Here is a 17867-nt window from a genome sequence, read left to right as displayed (position 1 = left end):
AGTTTTCGCCACCGGGCACTCGCCGGCGGCGGTGTCCGCAGTCGATTCACCCGAGGACGATCATCCCGCGAGTTGGCGGCACCCCAGACGAACATCCGTGCCGTTGGAGACGTTCCGCGCCGTCACGCAGACGTTGTGGCTACCCGGAGTCGTCGGAATCGTCGCGCTGTATCCGTGATTCGGGCCATAAGCGGGGTAGGCGGACCCCACGTCGGGGCGTGAGCCATTCCCGGTGATGTCAGTGCGCACGCCGTCAACCTCGATCGTCAGGACGATCGGGTCGGCCGTGTCGGGATCGAAAGCCCAGCCGCCGACCTGCACGTCGTTTCCATTGCGCGCGACATAGTCGATTACCCCGACGGGGCTGCCCGACATACCCGTCACACGGGTGCACGAGAGAAGTCTGTTGACGCCCCCGCCTACGTTGATCGCATAGGCGCAGACGTCCGAGGCGCCGGGTGCCGCAGGCATCACGACATTGAATCCGTGGCGTTCGCCATATCCAGGGAACGCGCGAGCGATGTCTGGACGCGCACCTTCAGCAAGGACCGCTTTGCCCTGCGACCCGACGTAGACGTGCACGGGGATCGGGTCGGCAGTGTCCGGGTCGAGAGCCCAGCCGGAAACGCTGACGGCACCGGGTGATGACGTGATCGCCTCCACGACACCTGTCGGTGAGCCCGTGGCGACTGTCGCCGTCCAGCATCCGAAGAGCCGGTTCGAGCCGGCGCCGACGTTGATGCCGTATACACACACGTTGTGTGTTCCGGACGAAGCGGGAATGGAGACATTGAACCCATGCCCCGAGCCGTAAGCGGGGTAGGCGGCACCGACATCAGCGCGGTCTTGGTTCGCGTCGTGAGCACTGCCCTGGGAGTCGACGTAGACGTGCATCGAGACGGCGCCGACCGAATCTGGATCGATCGCCCATCCGGAGACAGAGATCGAGCCGCGCGCGGACGAGACCGCTTCGACGTTGCCGATGGGTGAGCCGCTCATGCCCTGCACCGTGCGACACCCGATCAATGTGTTGGAGCCTGGCCCGATATTGATGCCGTAGACACACACCTCCTGCGCGCCTCCGGTGGTTGTCGGGAAGGTGCCGTCGAACCCGTGATTCGGGCCGATGTCGCCGAAGACCGGCGGCAGATCCGGCCTCGGCTGCGACGCGGTGAGGATGTACCCCACCCCGTTGATGTAGATGTGTGTGTCGATAGGGTTCTTCGAGTTCGGGTCGAACGCCCAACCGCCTACACGTACCTGACCAGGAGAAGTGGAGATGAGGTCGATACTCCCCAGCGGGCTGACGGGTCCGGTGGGCGAACCGAACCAGTCGTTATAAAAGACCCAGAAGTTTCGATTCCCATACGACGAGCATGCGTCGCCAGAGCCGCGGAGGTTGTTCAACGCGGCAGCGTTCGGTTGGTATGGCGTGTAGTTGTAGAGGTTTGCGGTCGCCTGGTTGCGGATGTTGACCACTGGAGCTCCACAAGCGGCGTTGGGGTGATACTGCACAGCCACGTTGCCGATGCGGTAGCGCCAATTGGTGGGCCGCTGCGCATACTGGCGGAACTGCCACGCAGCCTTGTAGACCTGGTTGTAGAACCCGTAGAACTGCGCGTCGCACGGCGCCGTGTCGGGGCATCCGTACCCCATGGCGACGCGGTATTGCCGCTCCGTGGGAGACGCAGCGGTCACCAGCCCCTGCTCCTTCTGCAACATGACAAGAAGGACCCGCGGGCTGATGCCGCACGCCTGCGCCACCTTGGCGATGATGCGGCTCGCCCTCTCGCTCGCGGCACCTTCATACGCTCCGCAGTGATTCGCACCGACGGCGGCTCGCGTGAACGTCGACGACGAGTAATCCCGCAGGCAGGCCTGTCCGTTGGCCCCCGCGCATCGCGGCATCTGGGCCTCCAGGAAACGCTGGACCTCACCCTCGCCCATCGACCCGGAATCGAAGAACGCCTGATCGGAGATGATGTAACCGGGGTCGAAGTCGCTCCCGACCACGGCTTCGGCTCTGCTCGGGTTCCCCACAGTCAGGAAGGTCGCGAACACGGCGATCAAGACCGGAATGGTCGAAATCTTGATTCTGCGCACGGCTCCCCCTACCTCACCCGACTGGTCATTCACCGCTGAATGTATTCGATGCCTAGCCGGGCGGCGTGTAGGCACGCTAACACGCTGGCAGACCGGCTCGAGGCGGGAGTCGCCGTACGCGGCGGCAACTCGCGCGATTCACCCCCGGCCGGGGAGGCGGCGCCTAGCGCGTTTCAGGCCAGGTAAGGATCGCGTTCGGGTCGGCCCCAGCGATCGACGATCGTCTTCTCCTCGTAGGAGTGCACAAGCGGGTTCCGAGACTTCGACTCGAAATGATGCAGTCGGGCGTCAGTGAGCCACACCAAGCGGTAGCCGAGCGAACGTACTTTCATGCACAGGTCCACATCATTGAAGTTGCCGGGCAGCAGCTCTGAGAACCCCCCGGCGTCCTCGTAGACGTCCCGCCGCATGCCGATGAAGGCCGCCGTCAGGCCAGCGGCCTCACGGTTGATCAGGAGGGAAGAGAACGCACCATAGGCATCTGGACGTTCCTGATGATACGCGTGGGTGTAGTCGCCCATATGGTGACTGTGTCCCGCGTGCTGAATGGTGCCGTCCTCGTAGAAGAGGAACGCGCCCGTCATCCCGACATCGGATTCGGCCAGTGGTCCGATCATCGTCTCGACGATGCGATCGCTCATGCTCCGGATGTCGTCGTTGACGACCAGCACATATTCTCCACGCGATGCGAGCACGCCCACGTTGCACTTGCGGCTGAAGTTGAAGGGGTCGAGGTAGGGCACCAGTCGCAGCTTCGGTCCCGCCACCTCTTCCAAGGATTCGAGCACGTCTGCCGGGGTGTCACTGTCATAGACGATGACGAATTCGATCGCCTCGTGCGCCGTGTGCTCGAGTATCGAGCGGACGGCGTCGACGACGAACACGCGCTCCTCGCCGAACACGACACCTGCCGTACCGCGCGTGGGGATCACGACGCTCACCAGACGGCCAGGCTGATCGTCGCGCACTACGCGATACGTCCCCGGTACCGGACCGAGCTCCGCGCGACCGCGGATGCCGACGCGCACGAGGTGCGCGTTGACGGCAGCGCACCCGTTGTCCCAAGCGTATGACTTGTTCTCGTTACTCGCTGCGGTCGATCCGGCGACGGCGCGCCAGTGATAGAGCACGCGCGGAATGTGGACGACCTTTCGCGCTCTCTCCGTCACCTTGAGCACGAGATCGTGGTCCTGAGATCCCTCGGCTGCAGGATCGAAACCCCCGACGGCTGCGACGATGGATCGACGCAGCACCGACAGGTGACCGGTGTACATCTGCCCCCGCAGACGTTCGGGGGACCAGTCGGGCTTGTCGAAGCGGTCGTAGAGCTCGCCGGTGACGGTGATCTTGTCCTCGTCGGAGTAGATGTAGTCTGCCTCCGGCTCGGCTTTGATCGCCTCCGCAACCTCGGCGAGCGCGTCCTCCGTGATGACGTCGTCATGGTCCACGAGTGCCACGAACTCACCCCGCGCCGCGCCGAGCGCGTCATTCGACGCGGCGACGATACCGCCGTTGGACTCGCGCAGCACCACCCGGATCCGATCATCGGCGCCGGCGAACCCGGCGAGCTCGATCCGCACTCGGTTCGACGGCGACGCATCGTCGACCAGGATCAGCTCCCAGTTTGCGAAAGTCTGCGCCCGTACCGACTCCACCATCTGGCGAAGCACGTCGTGGTCAGTCTCATAGACGGGCGTGATCACGGAGACGAGGGGCTGGCGATCCCTCAACGCAGCCTCCGCGCGAGTTGGCTGACCGGAGCGAACACCCCGGTGATGGCGCGGCCGACACGCCATGTCGTCGACCGCTTCATGAGGCGCACGGCTTCGTTGGCCCCGTGCGATTCGCGAGCCTGCGCATGCTCCAGATCGATGCGGGCCTGAAGCAGTTCAGCACGCAAGCCGAGCTCGACATCGCGTGCGATCAACTGATTGTGAGCGAGGTCCTGGATGATCGCGAGCAGTCGTTCCCGTTCTGCTGCGGGGTCGGTCGCCGCATTCGTCGTCTCGTCCGCGGGTGTCATCGCTCCAGCTCTCCTTGTGCGTCGCCCGGATCAGTCACGATGCGTCTCGCTTCCGGCTGCGGCGGGCATTCCAGCGCTCGACGACGGCGGAGGGTCCGCCGTTGGCCAGGTAGTAGCGCACGCGATCGACATCGCGCCGCCATCCCGTGCGCCGCGGGGCCCGCGCCCGCTCGACAGGGCCCGCGCCGCGCCGCGATTTCAACTTCTTCTTGTTCTTGCCCAGCGACAGCACACGATCGCTCGCGTGCTGCGGCTCCCGACAGAAGTCGACCACCGGCTGCAACGTCGTCGACCAGCGGAAGCGTTCTCGTACTCGCGCAACGTTAGCCCTGGCGGTCGCGATCGGCTCCGAGTCGAAGAGGTGCGCCTCGAGGGCATGCACGAGTGCGTCCACGTCCCGTTCCGGCACGACGGCGCCGAGGCCCTCTGCTCCGACCAGGTCGGCGAAGGAGTCGCCCTCAGTCGTGACGATGGGCAGGCCTGCCCAGAGGTAGTCCAGGATCCGGGTTCGGAACGAGTAGGTCGTCTCAACGTGCGCGAAATGAGTCGAGACGCCGAGGTCTGCGTCGAGCAGATAGTTTTGACGGGCCTCGTAAGGCACCCAGTTCTCGTTGAAGAACACATTCCTGCCCGCGACTCCGAGACTCTCGGCAAGGGATCGCGCCGCAGCGACTGCGGGCATCTCGGGCACCACCGGATTGGGGTGTCGAACGCCCATGAAGAAGAGCTTCACCTCCGGACGACGCTTCGCGAGGTGGGCGACGGCCCGGATGAGCGAGCCGGGGTCGAACCAGTCGTAGATGCCGCCGCCCCAGACGATCACTTTGTCGTCGATGCCGATACCCGGAACGACGCCCTTGATCGCGGGCGCGGTCTTCCGCGGCTCCTCATCGGAGATGCCGAACGGCACCACCGCAATCAGCGACTCGAGAGAGTTGTCCCTCGAGTAGTTGCTCGGATTGATACGGCCCACAGCGGCCAGCTGGCCGAGCCAGAAGTGCCGTTGCCGCTCGCTCGCACAGATGAAGAAGTCGCCCACCGTGAGCTGGTGGTTGAGCGCATCCACGGCTTCGGCCACTTGGTGGTCCCAGTCGCCGAATGGCTGATTCCGCCCCTGCTCGAGCTGTTCGAGATGCAGCGGGTCGTAGAGGTCGACAACCACGATCTTCTCGCTGCGCTCGAACGCGGGGAACAGCTCGAGCGCGTGCCCCTGCACGATGATGACATCGCACCATGCTTCGTGCTCCTCGGCCGACTCGGGCCGGTGATGTGAGATCGCCGCGACCTCTATCCGCTCGTCCAGGCGCTCCACGGAAGCCATGCTGGCCACCCTGACGTCGTGCTCCTCGACGAGCGCGAGAGCGATGTTCCACGCACGGATCGCCGGTCCTGCCATTCGGGCCCCGATAGGGTCGCCGGTGACGACCAGCACCCGCCGGCGTCGCGCACCGTCGAGCTGACCGAGCGACTGGACGATGCGCTCGTACCCGTCGAGGTAGTAGTCGATGGGGTAGGCGGGCTCGTCGGTGTTACCCATGAGCGCGACGATGTTGCGCTCATCCTCCCGCCGAGTCGACTGGACGATCCGACGCTTCTCGGTGAGGGCTGGCAGCAGTTGAACGAACTGGTCCACCGCATAGGCGCCCGCCATCGTGTCTTTGGAGACCTCGATCGTCGACCGACGGTCGTCGTCGCGCTGCCGCAGATCGAACGAATTCGAGTCGAGGGACCCACGCCCGACCGCGCGCCGCGTGGTCAGCGCCAGTGCCCCGGGAAGCACTCGGGCGAGGGATGCGTCGTCGAGATTTTTGTAGAGCGTGTACAGCGCGTTCCGCTCGAGCAGGTACGTCTCGCGGTATGCCCCGAACTTCTCCATCGACGCGTGATGCTTGTGGAAGGCCAACGACGTGGGGACGTAACGGAAGCGATACCCGAGCAGATTGAGTCGCCAACCGAGGTCGACGTCCTCGTAGAACATGAAGTAGTCCTCGTCGAATCCGCCGAGTTCGAGGAAGACCTCCGCCCGCACGAACATTGCCGCGCCGGTGCCGAACAACACATCCTTCGGGGTGTCCCAGGCGCCTAGGTCACGCTCTCCCGCATGCGGCTTGTAACCCATGCCGTACCAGGTGAGTGCAGCGTCGACGTAGTCGACCCGCTCGCCCTCCCAGTCAAGTACCTTGCTGGCCACGGCCCCGATCCGAGGAGAGCTCTCGAACGCCGCCACGGCCGCGGCGATCCAGCGCGCGTCGGGCCGCGCGTCGTTGTTCAGGAATGCGACGTATTCACCCGTCGACTTCTGCACACCCAGGTTCGACCCGCCAGCGAAACCGCGGTTCACCTTCGACTCGACGATGACCGCCCCGGTCACCTCCGAACGAAGCCGTCGGAGGCTGTCGTCGCCTGAACCGTTCTCGACCACGATGATCTCGAGCCGATCGGCCGGCCAGTCCAGCTGCTGCAGGCCGGCGACGGCCGTGATCGTGTCGTCCGTTCCTCGGAAGTTCACGAGGACGACCGAGACCACTCCCGCACGACGTTTCTTCACTGTGCCCCTCAACTCCCGGAACTCCGAGACTCTATCAATCGCGAATGTCGGGTTCTCAGGCAGGATGATCGCCGAGCGACGCCGTGTACGCGGCGATGGTCGCATCCGCCGGCCCGACCTGCAGCAGTCGTCCATTGCGAAGCCATGCCGCGTGGTCGCACATGTCGCGAACCGTGTCCATGGCGTGACTGACCAGGATGACCGTCTTCCCGAGACGCTTGTACTCGGCGAACTTCTGGCGACACTTCTCCTGGAACTCCGCGTCTCCGACCGCAAGCACCTCGTCCACGACGAGGATGTCGGGATCCACGTGGATCGCAATCGCGAATCCGAGGCGGACGTACATGCCCGACGAGTAGTTCTTCACCGGCTGATCGATGAAGTGTTCTACCCCGGAGAAGTCGACGATCGCATCGAACTTCGCATCGACCTCTTTCTTCCCCATGCCGAGGATAGAGCCGTTCAGGTAGATGTTCTCGCGGCCACTCAACTCGGGGTGGAAGCCAGAACCGACCTCGAGGAGCGCTGCCAGCTTGCCGTTGGCGGTGATCGACCCCTTCTCGGGGTAATAGATCTTGGCCAGGCACTTGAGAAGCGTCGACTTACCCGAGCCGTTGCTGCCGATGAGTCCGAACGTCGATCCCTCGGGCACGTCGAAAGAGACGTCCTCGAGAGCCCAGAAATCCTCGTACACGGAGGTACGACGACGCATGATGGCCGACTTCAGCGATTGGTTCCGCTCATGGTAGAGACGGAATTTCTTGCTCACGTCGCGAACGGCGACAGCCGCGTCACTCACAGCGCCTCCGCCAGCTTCTTCTCATTGCGACGGAACACGAACATTCCGATCGCCAGACTCACCGCGGCTGCCCCGACGCAGTACAGCACATCACCGACTTCCGGCCAGCGGTTGTCGTAGAGGACGTTGCGGAACACCTCGGTGAATCGCTCCATCGGGTTCAGGCGGTAGATGTCGAGGAGGGTGACCCCGCTGCCCCACAACCCACCGATCTCATCGCTCTGCGACTCGAGGAGGCTGATCGGGTAGATCACCGGGGTGAGATAGAGCCACAGCTGCATGACGATTGCGAGGAGGTGCTGCGTGTCGCGGAAGTACACGTTTGCGATCGACAGCATGAGCGCAATCCCGATCGCGAAGACCGCCAGAAGCGCCATGATCACGATGAGTGCGGGAATCCACGGCAGCACGAACGCACCGCACACGAGCAGTACCACCAGCAGAACGCCCATTTCGAACGCCCAGTTGAAGGCGATGGACGCCGCAGCCGACACGGGCAGCACGATGCGGCTGAAATAGACCTTCTGGATGAGACCGACGTTGCCGACCAGCGAGCCCATCCCGGAGGTGACGACACTGGAGAAGAACGTCCAGGGCAGCAGTCCGCAGAGCAGCCATACGGCGAATACGTCGATACCGCTTGGATCGCCGGGGTCGGGCTGTACGCGCAAGATGAACGCGAATACCAAGGTGTAGACGAGCATCATCGCCAAGGGATTGACAAGCGACCATAGCTGGCCGAAGATCGTCCGCTTGTACTTGCCCTGGATCTCGCGCCGCGTGAGATTGATGAGCAGTTCGCGCGAGGAGAGAATCTCGGTCAGATAGGACAAGTCTTCCTCACATCGATTCAGCACGGCGGCAAGCCGCGCACCAGCATACTTCAGGACACCGGAGTGCCCGCCCGGTCGACGGTCCGGCGATCGACCGATTACCTGATCCGGCGTGGAAGACCCCGTGCCCACCTCAGAGGCCCGGTAACACGCCAGCTGGCGCTCGCTTGCAAACGCGCGAGTTCCTGGCGGAGACGTGATGTCTCCTCCATCGCCGCGCGCGCGTCGATCTCGGCCTGCGCACGAAGGTTGCGGAAGTGCACGAGGGTGGCGGGCGCCTCGACTGCCCCGCGGTAGTACTCGACGATCCGCGCGCCCAGCCGTGCATAGGCGTCGCGTACGGCACCGCCCTGGGCGCCGGCGATCTCGATGAACCGGAGCACGCTGTCGGGCGCCCGCTTCCCGACAGCGAGCACCCCGAGACCGTGGCCATGCTCGAACGAGAAAGAGGGATGCTGCCCGGCGACCTCGTCCCAGAAGCGATGTACGCCGAACCCCTTCCCGTGCTCCGCGATGTCGTGGAAAAGCACGACTCCACGTTCACTCAATTTGGGTCGATATTGCTCGAAATCGGCTCGCACGTCGTTGTACCCGTGTCGTCCGTCGATGTGGAGCAGATCCACCGATCCGTCGCGGATCTTGTCGACGGAATCGACGAAATACCCCCGGATGAGTCGCACGGATTCCGGGAATCGATCAGCGGCCTCACGCTTGACGGTCTCGTAGACCGTCGGGTCGAAGTACCCGGCCTGGTCGTCACCTTCCCAGCTGTCCAGCCCGGTGAGCTGCGTCTGCAGACCCAGCCGCCTGGCAGCCTCAGCGAACGCGAAGAGCGAGAACCCGTTGTGGGTACCCAATTCGACCACTGATCGGGGGCGAGCCGCGTCGATCAGCCAGGAAGCGAAAGGCGCGTGTTCGATCCACGCGGACACGGGGAAGTAGGTGGGATACCAAAATGAGGCACTCGAGACGCCGGGAGTTGCGAGCGTGATGGGTTGTGACACGTGCACCTTTCCCGACGAGCGCGTGTGGACGACCGCGCCGACGACGACCTCAGCGTATGTGCGACGAGTTCACGAAGCCAGGAGCCCCTGCAAATACCGGCCGTACCCGCTCTTCTGCAGTGGGGCGGCAAGCAGGGCGAGCTGCGCGTCGTCGATCCAGCCCGCGCGCCAGGCGATCTCCTCGATGCAGCCGATCTTGAAACCCTGGCGGTCCTCGATCACGCGCACGTACTCGGAGGCCTGCATCATCGATTCGAAGGTACCGGTGTCGAGCCAGGCCGTACCGCGGTCGAGCACCTGCACCTGGAGGCGGCCGGCCTCGAGGTAGCGCTCGTTGACGGTCGAGATCTCGAGCTCCCCGCGCGCGCTCGGCTCGATCGTCTTCGCGATCTGCACCACGTCGTTGTCGTAGAAGTAGAGGCCGGGCACCGCGTAGTTGCTCTTCGGCTTCGTCGGCTTCTCCTCGATGGAGACAGCCTTCATCGACTCGTCGAACTCGACGACGCCGTAGGCCGTCGGATTCGACACGTGGTACGCGAAGATGAGGCCGCCGTCGAGCGTGTTGTTCGACCGCAGGGACGAGCCGAGGCCGGCGCCGTGGAAGATGTTGTCGCCGAGCACGAGCGCGACGGAGTCGTCGCCGATGAACTCCTCGCCGATGATGAACGCCTGCGCGAGTCCGTCGGGAGACGGCTGCACGGCGTACTCGAGGTTGATGCCGAGCTCCGACCCGTCACCGAGCAGCGCGCGGAACTGGTCGTTGTACTCCGGTGTCGTGATGATCAGGATGTCGCGGATGTCCGCCATCATGAGCGTCGACAGCGGGTAGTAGATCATCGGCTTGTCGTAGATCGGCATGAGCTGCTTCGAGATGCCCTTGGTGATGGGCCACAACCGGGTGCCGGATCCGCCGGCGAGGATGATGCCCTTCATCGCTTCTCCCCCAGCGACGCGTAGAACGCGCGCGCCTCGTCCCAGCTGGGCAGGATGCCCGACGTCTCAGCCTCGGCAAGCGACGGCGCGTCCGTGTCCTTCGGCGACAGCAACGGCTCTCCTGCCTCCGGCGGAAAGACGAGGCCGACCTGCTCGTCGAGCGGGTTGATGCCGTGCTCACGCGACGCGTTGTAGGTGTCGGTCACGAGATAGCTCACGGTGGCGTCGTCGGTGAGGGCGACGAATGCGTGGCCGAGTCCCTCCGAGAGATAGATGGCACGACGGTCGGTGGTGTCGAGCAGCACCGAGTCCCACTGCCCGAAGGTCGGCGAGCCGACACGGATGTCGATGACGTAGTCCACCACCGCGCCGTGGGTAACCGTCACGTACTTCGCCTGGCTCGGCGGGATGTCGGCGTAGTGGATGCCCCGCACGACGCCGCGCTTGGACACCGAGGTGTTCGCCTGCTTCAGGTCGAGCGAGTGCCCGATGGCCTCTTCGAGCCGGTCGAAGCGATACCACTCGAGGAACACACCGCGGTCGTCACCGAACTGCTTGGGCGTGATCTCGTAGGCATCCGGGATGGAGAGTTCTCGGATCTGCACCGCGGAAGTCTACCAATGGGCCCTCTCGGTAGAATCGGGCGGTCATCGACGGAAGTGAGCAACACCTCGTGAAGATCCTCGTCACCGGCGGCGCCGGTTTCATCGGCTCGAACTTCGTGCACCACGTGATCCGCAACACGGATCACACGGTCACGGTGCTCGACCTCCTGACCTATGCCGGCAACCTCGCGAGCCTGGCCGGCCTCCCGGAGGACCGCTTCGAGTTCGTGCAGGGCGACATCGGTGACGCCGCGCTCGTCGACGGACTCTTCGCCGAGCACGACGCCGTCGTGCACTTCGCCGCCGAGAGCCACAACGACAACTCGTTGAGCGACCCCCGGCCGTTCCTCGACACCAACATCATCGGCACGTTCACCCTGCTCGAGGCCGCGCGCAAGCACGGCACGCGGTTCCACCACATCTCCACCGACGAGGTGTACGGCGACCTCGAACTCGACGACCCGGAGCGGTTCACCGAGCACACGCCGTACAACCCGTCGAGCCCGTATTCGTCGACCAAGGCGGGCAGCGACCTGCTCGTGCGCGCCTGGGTCCGCTCCTTCGGCGTGCAGGCGACGATCTCGAACTGCTCGAACAACTACGGACCGTTCCAGCACGTCGAGAAGTTCATCCCCCGGCAGATCACGAACGTGCTGCGCGGCGAGCGCCCGAAGCTCTACGGCACGGGCGAGAACGTGCGCGATTGGATCCACGCCGACGATCACTCCTCCGCTGTGCTCACCATCCTCGAGAAGGGCGAGATCGGCCAGACCTACCTCATCGGCGCCGACGGGGAGAAGAACAACAAGGACGTCGTCGAGCTCATCCTCACCCGGCTCGGTCAGCCGGCGGACGCCTACGACCTCGTCACCGATCGTCCCGGCCACGACCTCCGCTACGCCATCGACTCGTCGAAGCTCCGCCGCGAACTCGGCTGGGCGCCCGCGTACAGCGACTTCGAGGCGGGCCTGTCCGCGACGATCGAGTGGTACCGCGACAACGAGGCGTGGTGGGCGCCGCAGAAGGACGCGACCGAGGCCAAGTACGCCGCCACGGGCCAGGCCTGATGCGCTACCTCGTCGTCGGCGCGGGCGGGATGCTCGGCACCGACCTGCAGCAGGTGCTCGCGGGCCGCGAGGTGGTCGCGCTGACACGGTCCGAGCTCGATGTGACCGACGCCTCGGCGACGGCCGAGGCGGTGCGCGAGGCCGACGTCGTGTTCAACGCCGCCGCGTACACCAAGGTGGACGACGCCGAGTCGAACGAGGAGGCCGCCTACGCGGTCAACGCCACGGGCGCGGCGAACCTCGCGAGTGCTGCCGCGGCGGCGGGCGCGAGGCTCGTGCAGGTCTCGACCGACTACGTGTTCGACGGCGGCGCGAACGAACCGTACGCGGAGGACGAACCGCTCAACCCCGTGAGCGCGTACGGCCGCACGAAGGCGGAGGGCGAGCGAGCGGTGCTCGCCGCCCACCCCACGGGCGGGTACATCGTGCGCACCGCGTGGTTGTACGGACAGCACGGACCCAACTTCGCCGCGACGATGCTGCGCCTCGCCGCCGACCGCGACACCGTCTCCGTCGTGACCGACCAGGTGGGACAGCCGACGTGGACGCTCGACCTCGCGAAACAGCTCGTCGCCCTCGTCGACTCCGACGCGCCCGCCGGCGTCTACCACGGCACCAACTCGGGTCGCGCGAGCTGGTTCGACTTCGCCCGCGAGGTCTTCAGGCTCGCCGGTCTCGACCCTGATAGGGTCAGGCCGACCGACAGCACGGCGTTCGTGCGACCGGCTCCCCGGCCCGCGTTCTCGGTGCTCGGTCACGACGCCTGGTCGCGCGTCGGGCTCTCGCCGATGCGTCCCTGGCAGGATGCGCTGGCCGACGCGTTCGGAACTGGAGCCCTGGGAGCGAGATGACGACGCTGCGGGTGATCATCGACGAGATGGTCGCACCGGTACGCAGCGGCGTCGCCCGGTACACCGAGGAGCTGACGCGCGAGCTCATCCGCACCGCTCCCCCCGGCTGTACGGTCGAGGGTTTCGTATCCGCCTCCCCCGAGAGCGACTACGCCGACATCGCGGAGAAGCTCCCCGGCCTCGCCCGGTTGCACAAGAGCGCACTCGCCCGGCGTGAGCTCACCGCCGCGTGGCAGCACGGCTTCACCCGCCTGCCCGGTGCCGGCATGGTGCACGCGCCGAGCCTGCTCGCCCCGCTCTCGAAGCACGACCGGGTCGAGGACCGCGGCACGCAGATCGTCGTCACGATGCACGACGCGGTCGCCTGGACCGACCCGGCACTCCTGCCGCCGCGCACCGTCTCCTGGCAGCGGGCGATGGGCAAGCGGGCGCAGCGGTACGCGGATGCGGTGGTCGCGCCGACCCATTCGGTCGCCGACCAGCTGCGTGAGGTGCTCGACCTCGGCGATCGGGTGCGCGTCATCGCCGGCGCCGTGAGCTCCGCGCTCAAGACCCCCATCGACGCCGAGGCACGGGCGACCGAGCTGCGGCTGCCGAAGGAGTACCTGCTCGCCCACGGCTCGTTCGAGCAGCGCAAGGGCCTCGACGCGCTGCTCGCCGCGGTCGCCCACCGCGAGCTCGGCGGGCTGCCCGTGCTGCTCACCGGCATCGAAGACGGCGCACGGCTGCAGCAGGCGCTCGAGTCCGCCGGTGTGCCCGCCGACCGGGTGCGCCCCCTCGGCCACCTCGCCGACCCCGATCTCGCCGTCGTGCTGGAACGCGCCGCCGTGTACGTGCACCCGAGCCGCGCCGAGGGGTTCGGTCTCGCCGTCGTCGAGGCGTTCAGCCTCGGCACACCGGTCGTGCACGCCGACGACCCCGCGCTGCTCGAGGTGAGCGCCGGCGCCGCCCGCGTCGTGCCGCTGAGCGAGGACTACTCCGATCAGCTCTCCGACGCGATCGCCGCGGTGCTGGGCGACCGCGAGCTGGCGGAGCGCTTGCGCATCGAGGGACGCGACCGGGCGAAGGCGTTCAGCTGGCGGGACTCCGCCGAGAAGGTGTGGCAACTGCATGCCGACATCTGAGGCCCGCACCGCGGTCGTGACCGTCAACTACCGGTCCGAGGCGGTGCTCCCCGAGTTCTTCGCGTCCCTGCCCGCCGCCTCGACGCATCCGCTCGCGGTCGTCGTCGCCGACAACGCCGCCTCCGACGAGGCGCGCGCGATGACGCAGGAGCGCGGCGCGACCTACCTGCGACTGCCCGACAACCGCGGCTACGGCGGGGCGATCAACGCGGCGGTCGCGCAGCTGCCGGCGGCGATCGAGTACGTCGTCATCGCCAACTCCGACATCAGCTTCGCGCCCGGCTCGATCGAGCGCCTCGTCGAGACGGCGGATGCGACGCCCGACGCGGGTGCGGTGGGTCCGCTCATCCGCAACGTCGACGGCACCGTGTACCCGTCCGCCCGGCGGGTGCCGTCGCTGCGCACCGGCGTCGGCCACGCGCTGTTCGCGAACCTGTGGCTCACGAATCCGTGGACGCGCGCGTACCGCCTCGAGAACGAGGCGGAGCCGCACCGCCGCGACGCCGGCTGGCTGTCCGGCGCGTGCGTGCTCGTGCGGCGCGAGGTGTTCGAGCGCCTCGGCGGCTTCGACCAGGGGTACTTCATGTACTTCGAAGACGTCGACCTCGGCTACCGGTTCGGCGAGGCGGGCGCCCGCAACATCTACGAGCCGTCCGCGGAGGTCACGCACATCGGCGGACACTCGACCGCGAGCGTGTCCGAGCTGATGCTGCAGGCCCACCACGACAGCGCCCGTCGGTTCCTGTCGAAGAAGTACTCCGGCGCCCTCATGTGGCCCATCCGGTTCGGCCTCAACATCGGGCTGTCGGTGCGCGCGCGCATCACCCGCCGTCGGGTGCGCCGCGGCGCCTGACCGGATCCCGCTCGCCGACCCGTCGAAGCGATCGTACGGCGGTTCCCTTCGACAGGCTCAGGGAACGGCACACGCTCGCTGAGCCCGTCGAAGCGGGTTGCACGGCAGGTTCCCCTCGACGGGCTCAGGGAGCGGGTACTTCTACTGCTTCGCCTCAACCGGGGCGGTCGCATCCGCGACCGCCTGATGGATCGCGTCGTAGTGCGGGTCATCCACCTCGACGAGCGGCGGCACGAGCTCGACGTCGGTGATCGGGTGCTCGCGGGTCTTGAGCGCGAGGTCGCCGAACCGGGCGAGCATGCCGCTCGGGATGTCGGTGTGCACGACCTGCTGCCCGGCCGCCGCGACGCCCTGGAACTTGGTGATCACGTTCGCCGGCTCGAACTGCTGCGCGATCGCCTCCTGCACCTCGCGCTGCCGCCGCATCCGGTCGTAGTCGGTGGTCTGGTACCTCGAGCGGGCGTACCAGAGCGCGGTCGCCCCGTCCATGTGCTGCTGTCCCGCCTCGATGTAGCCGATCGGGTCGGCGGGGGTCCCGTCAGGGAACGCGTTCGCCCCGAGGGCGAGCCGCTCCTTCACGTCGATGTCCACGCCGCCGAGGGCATCCACCATGCTCGCGAAGCCCTGCATGTCGATGAGCACGTAGTACTGGATGACGAGGCCCGTGACACCCTCGGCCGCGTCCATCATCGCCTCGACGCCGGGGTCCTTGCCCGCCGCGACCTCGTCCGGATACAGCTCGGGATGCTCTTCGCCGTGCGTGTAGAGGTAGCTGACGAGGCAGTCGTCGCCGCAGTCGTAGCCGTCGGGGAACTCGTTCCAGAGGGGCGAGCCCTCGGCGAACGGCGCGTCCTGCAGGTTGCGTGGGATGCCGATCATCGTCGTGGCACCGGTCTCGGCGTCGACGCTCACGACCGTGATGCTGTCGGGGCGCAGGCCGAGCCGGTCGGGGCCAGCGTCTCCGCCGAGCAGCAGGATGTTGTAACGCCCGTCGACCGGTTCGGCGAGCTGACCGTCGCCGAAGATGCCGCTGATCGCATCCCGCGCCGACCCGGTGATGAGCGCACCGTAGCCGGCCACCCCGGCCACGGCGACGAGACCGACGATCGCGAGACCGGCGACCGCCGGCCGGGCCGACGGTGCCGCGCGCACGAGTCGGGCGAGGCGGATCGCGTCGATCGTCAGGATGACCCAGAGCACGGCGTAGAAGACGAGTCCGACCTGCACGATCGACAGCACCCACACGTTGGTGCCGAGCCAGAGGATGGCGGTGCGCCAGAAGAAGAACAGCGCCGCGGCGACCACGACGAGCGTCCACAGCGTGAGGGTCGCGCCGAGTCCGAACCGGCCGAGCCGGCGATTGCCGGCGAGCACTTGCGCGGATCCGGGGATGAACAGGTTGAGCAGCACGAGCCACCACGCGCGCCGGGTCATGACCGCCCGGTCCCCGGCGTTCGGGTACCGGACGGGTTGTGCGGCGCGGTTCACAGGCTCGCTTTGAGCGCCGCGTTCTTGTCGGCCACGAGCTGCTCGAGCCGGGCGGCGTGGTCGGCGAGACGCGCGGCGAGCGCGTCGTCGGAGGTGGAGAGGATGCGGGCGGCCAGCAGACCGGCGTTGCGCGCGCCGCCGATGGAGACGGTCGCGACCGGGATGCCGGCCGGCATCTGCACGATCGAGAGCAGCGAGTCGAGTCCGTCGAGCTTGGCGAGCGGCACGGGTACACCGATGACGGGCAGCGTGGTGACGGAGGCGAGCATGCCGGGGAGGTGCGCGGCACCCCCGGCTCCGGCGATGATCACACGGATGCCGCGCTCGCGCGCCTGCGTGCCGAACTCGATCATCCGCGTCGGCGTGCGGTGGGCGGAGACGACCTCCACCTCGTACGGCACGTCGAGTTCGGCGAGCGCCGACGCGGCGTCGGTCATGACCTTCCAATCGGAATCGGAACCCATGACGACGGAGACGAGCGGTTGCAGCACGTCGATCATGGTAGGCGTCGTCACTCGAAATGCGCCGACACGGCGCGCGCGCGGTACACGACGTCGTCGAGGTCGTCGCCCCACGCGGTGACGTGCCCGATCTTCCGCCCGGGGCGCGGCGACTTGCCGTACAGGTGGAGTTTGGCGTCGCGGGATGCGGCGAGCGCGGCCGGATAGCGGCCGTCGAGATCGCCGTCGGCGGGACCGCCGAGCACGTTGATCATGACGGTGTGCGGCGAGCGCGCCATCGTGGATCCGAGCGGCAGATCGAGCACCGCCCGCAGGTGCTGCTCGAACTGGCTCGTCTCGGAACCCTCGATGCTCCAGTGACCGCTGTTGTGCGGTCGCATCGCGAGTTCGTTGACGAGCAGACGCCCGTCCTCGGCCTCGAAGAGCTCCACGGCGAGCACGCCGGTGACGTCGAGCCCGTCGGCGATGGTGCGGGCGACCTCGTCGGCGGCGGATGCGGCGAGCGACGGGCTCGCGGGCGCGAACACCTCGGCGCAGACGCCGTTCAGCTGCACCGTCTCGACGACGGGCCATGCCGCGATCTCGCCGGAGGGCCGTCGGGCGACGAGCTGTGCGAGCTCGCGCTGGAAGGAGACGAGCTCCTCGACGAGGAGCGCGCCGCGGTCGAACCAGTCGGCCGCCTCGCTCGCGCTCGAGACGACGCGGACGCCCTTGCCGTCGTAGCCGCCGCGGGGCGTCTTCACGACGCCGCGTCCGCCGTGGTCGTCGAGGAACGCCTGCAGCTGCTCTTGGTCCTCCACGCGCGCCCAGTCGGGCATCGGCACGCCGAGCTCTCCGAGTCGCTCGCGCATCCGCAGCTTGTCCTGCGCGAACTGCAGGGCGTGCGGGCCCGGGTGCACGGCGACACCCTCGGCGACGAGGCGCTCGAGCACCGGCTGGGGCACGTGCTCGTGGTCGAAGGTCACGACGTCGACCTCGCGGGCGAACGCGAGCACCGTCTCCACGTCCGTGTAGTCGCCAACGACGTGCGGGGCGATGCCGGCCGATGAACCCTCGGTCTCGGCGAGCACGCGCAGCTCGACGCCGAGCGCGACCGCGGGCGGGAGCATCATCCGGGCGAGCTGTCCGCCGCCGACCACACCGACTGTCCGGGCCACCGTTTCCTCCGAGGTTCG

The 17867-nt window shown here is 66.9% G+C and carries 16 protein-coding genes; 4 read left to right on the top strand and 12 right to left on the bottom strand.

The features are described from left to right. Window positions 1-60 precede the first annotated feature (60 nt). From CLV46_RS03800 to CLV46_RS03760, 9 genes are all read right to left on the bottom strand, one after another. Window positions 61-2103: a hypothetical protein gene (locus tag CLV46_RS03800; protein ID WP_157802208.1), complete on the bottom strand. Its 2043-nt coding sequence runs from the start codon at window positions 2101-2103 to the stop codon at window positions 61-63. A gap of 173 nt (window positions 2104-2276) precedes the next feature. Next, window positions 2277-3806: a glycosyltransferase family 2 protein gene (locus tag CLV46_RS03795; protein ID WP_245866484.1), complete on the bottom strand. Its 1530-nt coding sequence runs from the start codon at window positions 3804-3806 to the stop codon at window positions 2277-2279. 23 nt (window positions 3807-3829) lie between these two features. Next, window positions 3830-4126 carry a hypothetical protein gene (locus tag CLV46_RS03790; RefSeq protein WP_100363544.1) on the bottom strand — a complete coding sequence of 99 codons (297 nt, stop codon included), beginning with the start codon at window positions 4124-4126 and terminating at the stop codon, window positions 3830-3832. A 34-nt stretch (window positions 4127-4160) separates the two neighbouring features. Then, on the bottom strand, window positions 4161-6635 hold the full coding sequence (locus CLV46_RS03785) for a glycosyltransferase (protein ID WP_245867011.1): 2475 nt from the start codon (window positions 6633-6635) through the stop codon (window positions 4161-4163). A 94-nt stretch (window positions 6636-6729) separates the two neighbouring features. Further along, window positions 6730-7473, bottom strand: a complete 744-nt coding sequence (locus CLV46_RS03780) for an ABC transporter ATP-binding protein (protein WP_245866482.1) — start codon at window positions 7471-7473, stop codon at window positions 6730-6732. Next, entirely contained in the window at window positions 7470-8306 is an 837-nt protein-coding gene (locus CLV46_RS03775; RefSeq protein ID WP_100363542.1) for an ABC transporter permease, read from the bottom strand. The genes CLV46_RS03780 and CLV46_RS03775 overlap by 4 nt, the downstream gene beginning before the upstream one ends. A gap of 98 nt (window positions 8307-8404) precedes the next feature. Next, window positions 8405-9238, bottom strand: coding sequence for a class I SAM-dependent methyltransferase (locus tag CLV46_RS03770; RefSeq protein WP_245866481.1), 834 nt, complete (start codon window positions 9236-9238; stop codon window positions 8405-8407). 141 nt (window positions 9239-9379) lie between these two features. Then, entirely contained in the window at window positions 9380-10243 is an 864-nt protein-coding gene (gene rfbA / locus CLV46_RS03765) for a glucose-1-phosphate thymidylyltransferase RfbA (RefSeq protein WP_100363540.1), read from the bottom strand. After that, window positions 10240-10848 carry a dTDP-4-dehydrorhamnose 3,5-epimerase family protein gene (locus tag CLV46_RS03760; RefSeq protein ID WP_100363539.1) on the bottom strand — a complete coding sequence of 203 codons (609 nt, stop codon included), beginning with the start codon at window positions 10846-10848 and terminating at the stop codon, window positions 10240-10242. Before CLV46_RS03760 ends, rfbA begins: the two co-directional genes overlap by 4 nt. A gap of 68 nt (window positions 10849-10916) precedes the next feature. Between CLV46_RS03760 and rfbB the strand changes: the two genes are divergently transcribed. Genes rfbB through CLV46_RS03740 form a run of 4 tightly spaced genes read left to right on the top strand, consistent with a single transcriptional unit; the run spans window position 10917 to window position 14743 of the window. Next, complete coding sequence (rfbB, locus tag CLV46_RS03755) at window positions 10917-11915, top strand: dTDP-glucose 4,6-dehydratase (RefSeq protein WP_245866479.1); 999 nt, start codon at window positions 10917-10919, stop codon at window positions 11913-11915. After that, entirely contained in the window at window positions 11912-12766 is an 855-nt protein-coding gene (gene rfbD, locus CLV46_RS03750; protein ID WP_100365876.1) for a dTDP-4-dehydrorhamnose reductase, read from the top strand. The genes rfbB and rfbD overlap by 4 nt, the downstream gene beginning before the upstream one ends. Next, the gene (locus CLV46_RS03745) at window positions 12763-13890 is read left to right on the top strand and encodes a glycosyltransferase family 4 protein (RefSeq protein ID WP_100363537.1); all 1128 of its coding nucleotides are present in this window, start codon (window positions 12763-12765) and stop codon (window positions 13888-13890) included. The genes rfbD and CLV46_RS03745 overlap by 4 nt, the downstream gene beginning before the upstream one ends. Further along, window positions 13877-14743, top strand: coding sequence for a glycosyltransferase family 2 protein (locus CLV46_RS03740; protein WP_100363536.1), 867 nt, complete (start codon window positions 13877-13879; stop codon window positions 14741-14743). The genes CLV46_RS03745 and CLV46_RS03740 overlap by 14 nt, the downstream gene beginning before the upstream one ends. 141 nt (window positions 14744-14884) lie before the next feature. On the opposite strand, the gene CLV46_RS03735 is transcribed toward CLV46_RS03740, so the two are convergent. Genes CLV46_RS03735 through CLV46_RS03725 form a run of 3 tightly spaced genes read right to left on the bottom strand, consistent with a single transcriptional unit; the run spans window position 14885 to window position 17849 of the window. Next, window positions 14885-16177 (bottom strand): LCP family protein, encoded by a 1293-nt coding sequence (locus CLV46_RS03735; RefSeq protein ID WP_100365875.1) that lies wholly within the window; start codon window positions 16175-16177, stop codon window positions 14885-14887. A gap of 50 nt (window positions 16178-16227) precedes the next feature. Beyond that, on the bottom strand, window positions 16228-16731 hold the full coding sequence (gene purE, locus CLV46_RS03730) for a 5-(carboxyamino)imidazole ribonucleotide mutase (protein ID WP_100363535.1): 504 nt from the start codon (window positions 16729-16731) through the stop codon (window positions 16228-16230). Window positions 16732-16742: 11 nt separating this feature from the next. After that, a complete protein-coding gene (locus tag CLV46_RS03725; RefSeq protein WP_100363534.1) occupies window positions 16743-17849 on the bottom strand; it encodes a 5-(carboxyamino)imidazole ribonucleotide synthase in 1107 nt (368 codons plus the stop codon). Between the last annotated feature and the right edge of the window lie 18 nt (window positions 17850-17867).

Origin of the sequence: Diaminobutyricimonas aerilata (genome assembly GCF_002797715.1) — a bacterium.
In the GTDB taxonomy this organism is placed as follows: Bacteria; Actinomycetota; Actinomycetes; order Actinomycetales; family Microbacteriaceae; genus Diaminobutyricimonas; species Diaminobutyricimonas aerilata.
This window is presented reverse-complemented; position numbering and strand designations above follow the sequence as displayed.

Coding starts and splice junctions, on each gene's coding strand:
- CLV46_RS03735 (WP_100365875.1), bottom strand. CDS start 16,177: ATGACCCGGCGCGCGTGGTGGCTCGTGCTGCTCAACCTGTTCATCCCC.
- CLV46_RS03740 (WP_100363536.1), top strand. CDS start 13,877: ATGCCGACATCTGAGGCCCGCACCGCGGTCGTGACCGTCAACTACCGG.
- rfbA (WP_100363540.1), bottom strand. CDS start 10,243: ATGAAGGGCATCATCCTCGCCGGCGGATCCGGCACCCGGTTGTGGCCC.
- CLV46_RS03745 (WP_100363537.1), top strand. CDS start 12,763: ATGACGACGCTGCGGGTGATCATCGACGAGATGGTCGCACCGGTACGC.
- purE (WP_100363535.1), bottom strand. CDS start 16,731: ATGATCGACGTGCTGCAACCGCTCGTCTCCGTCGTCATGGGTTCCGAT.
- CLV46_RS03790 (WP_100363544.1), bottom strand. CDS start 4,126: ATGACACCCGCGGACGAGACGACGAATGCGGCGACCGACCCCGCAGCA.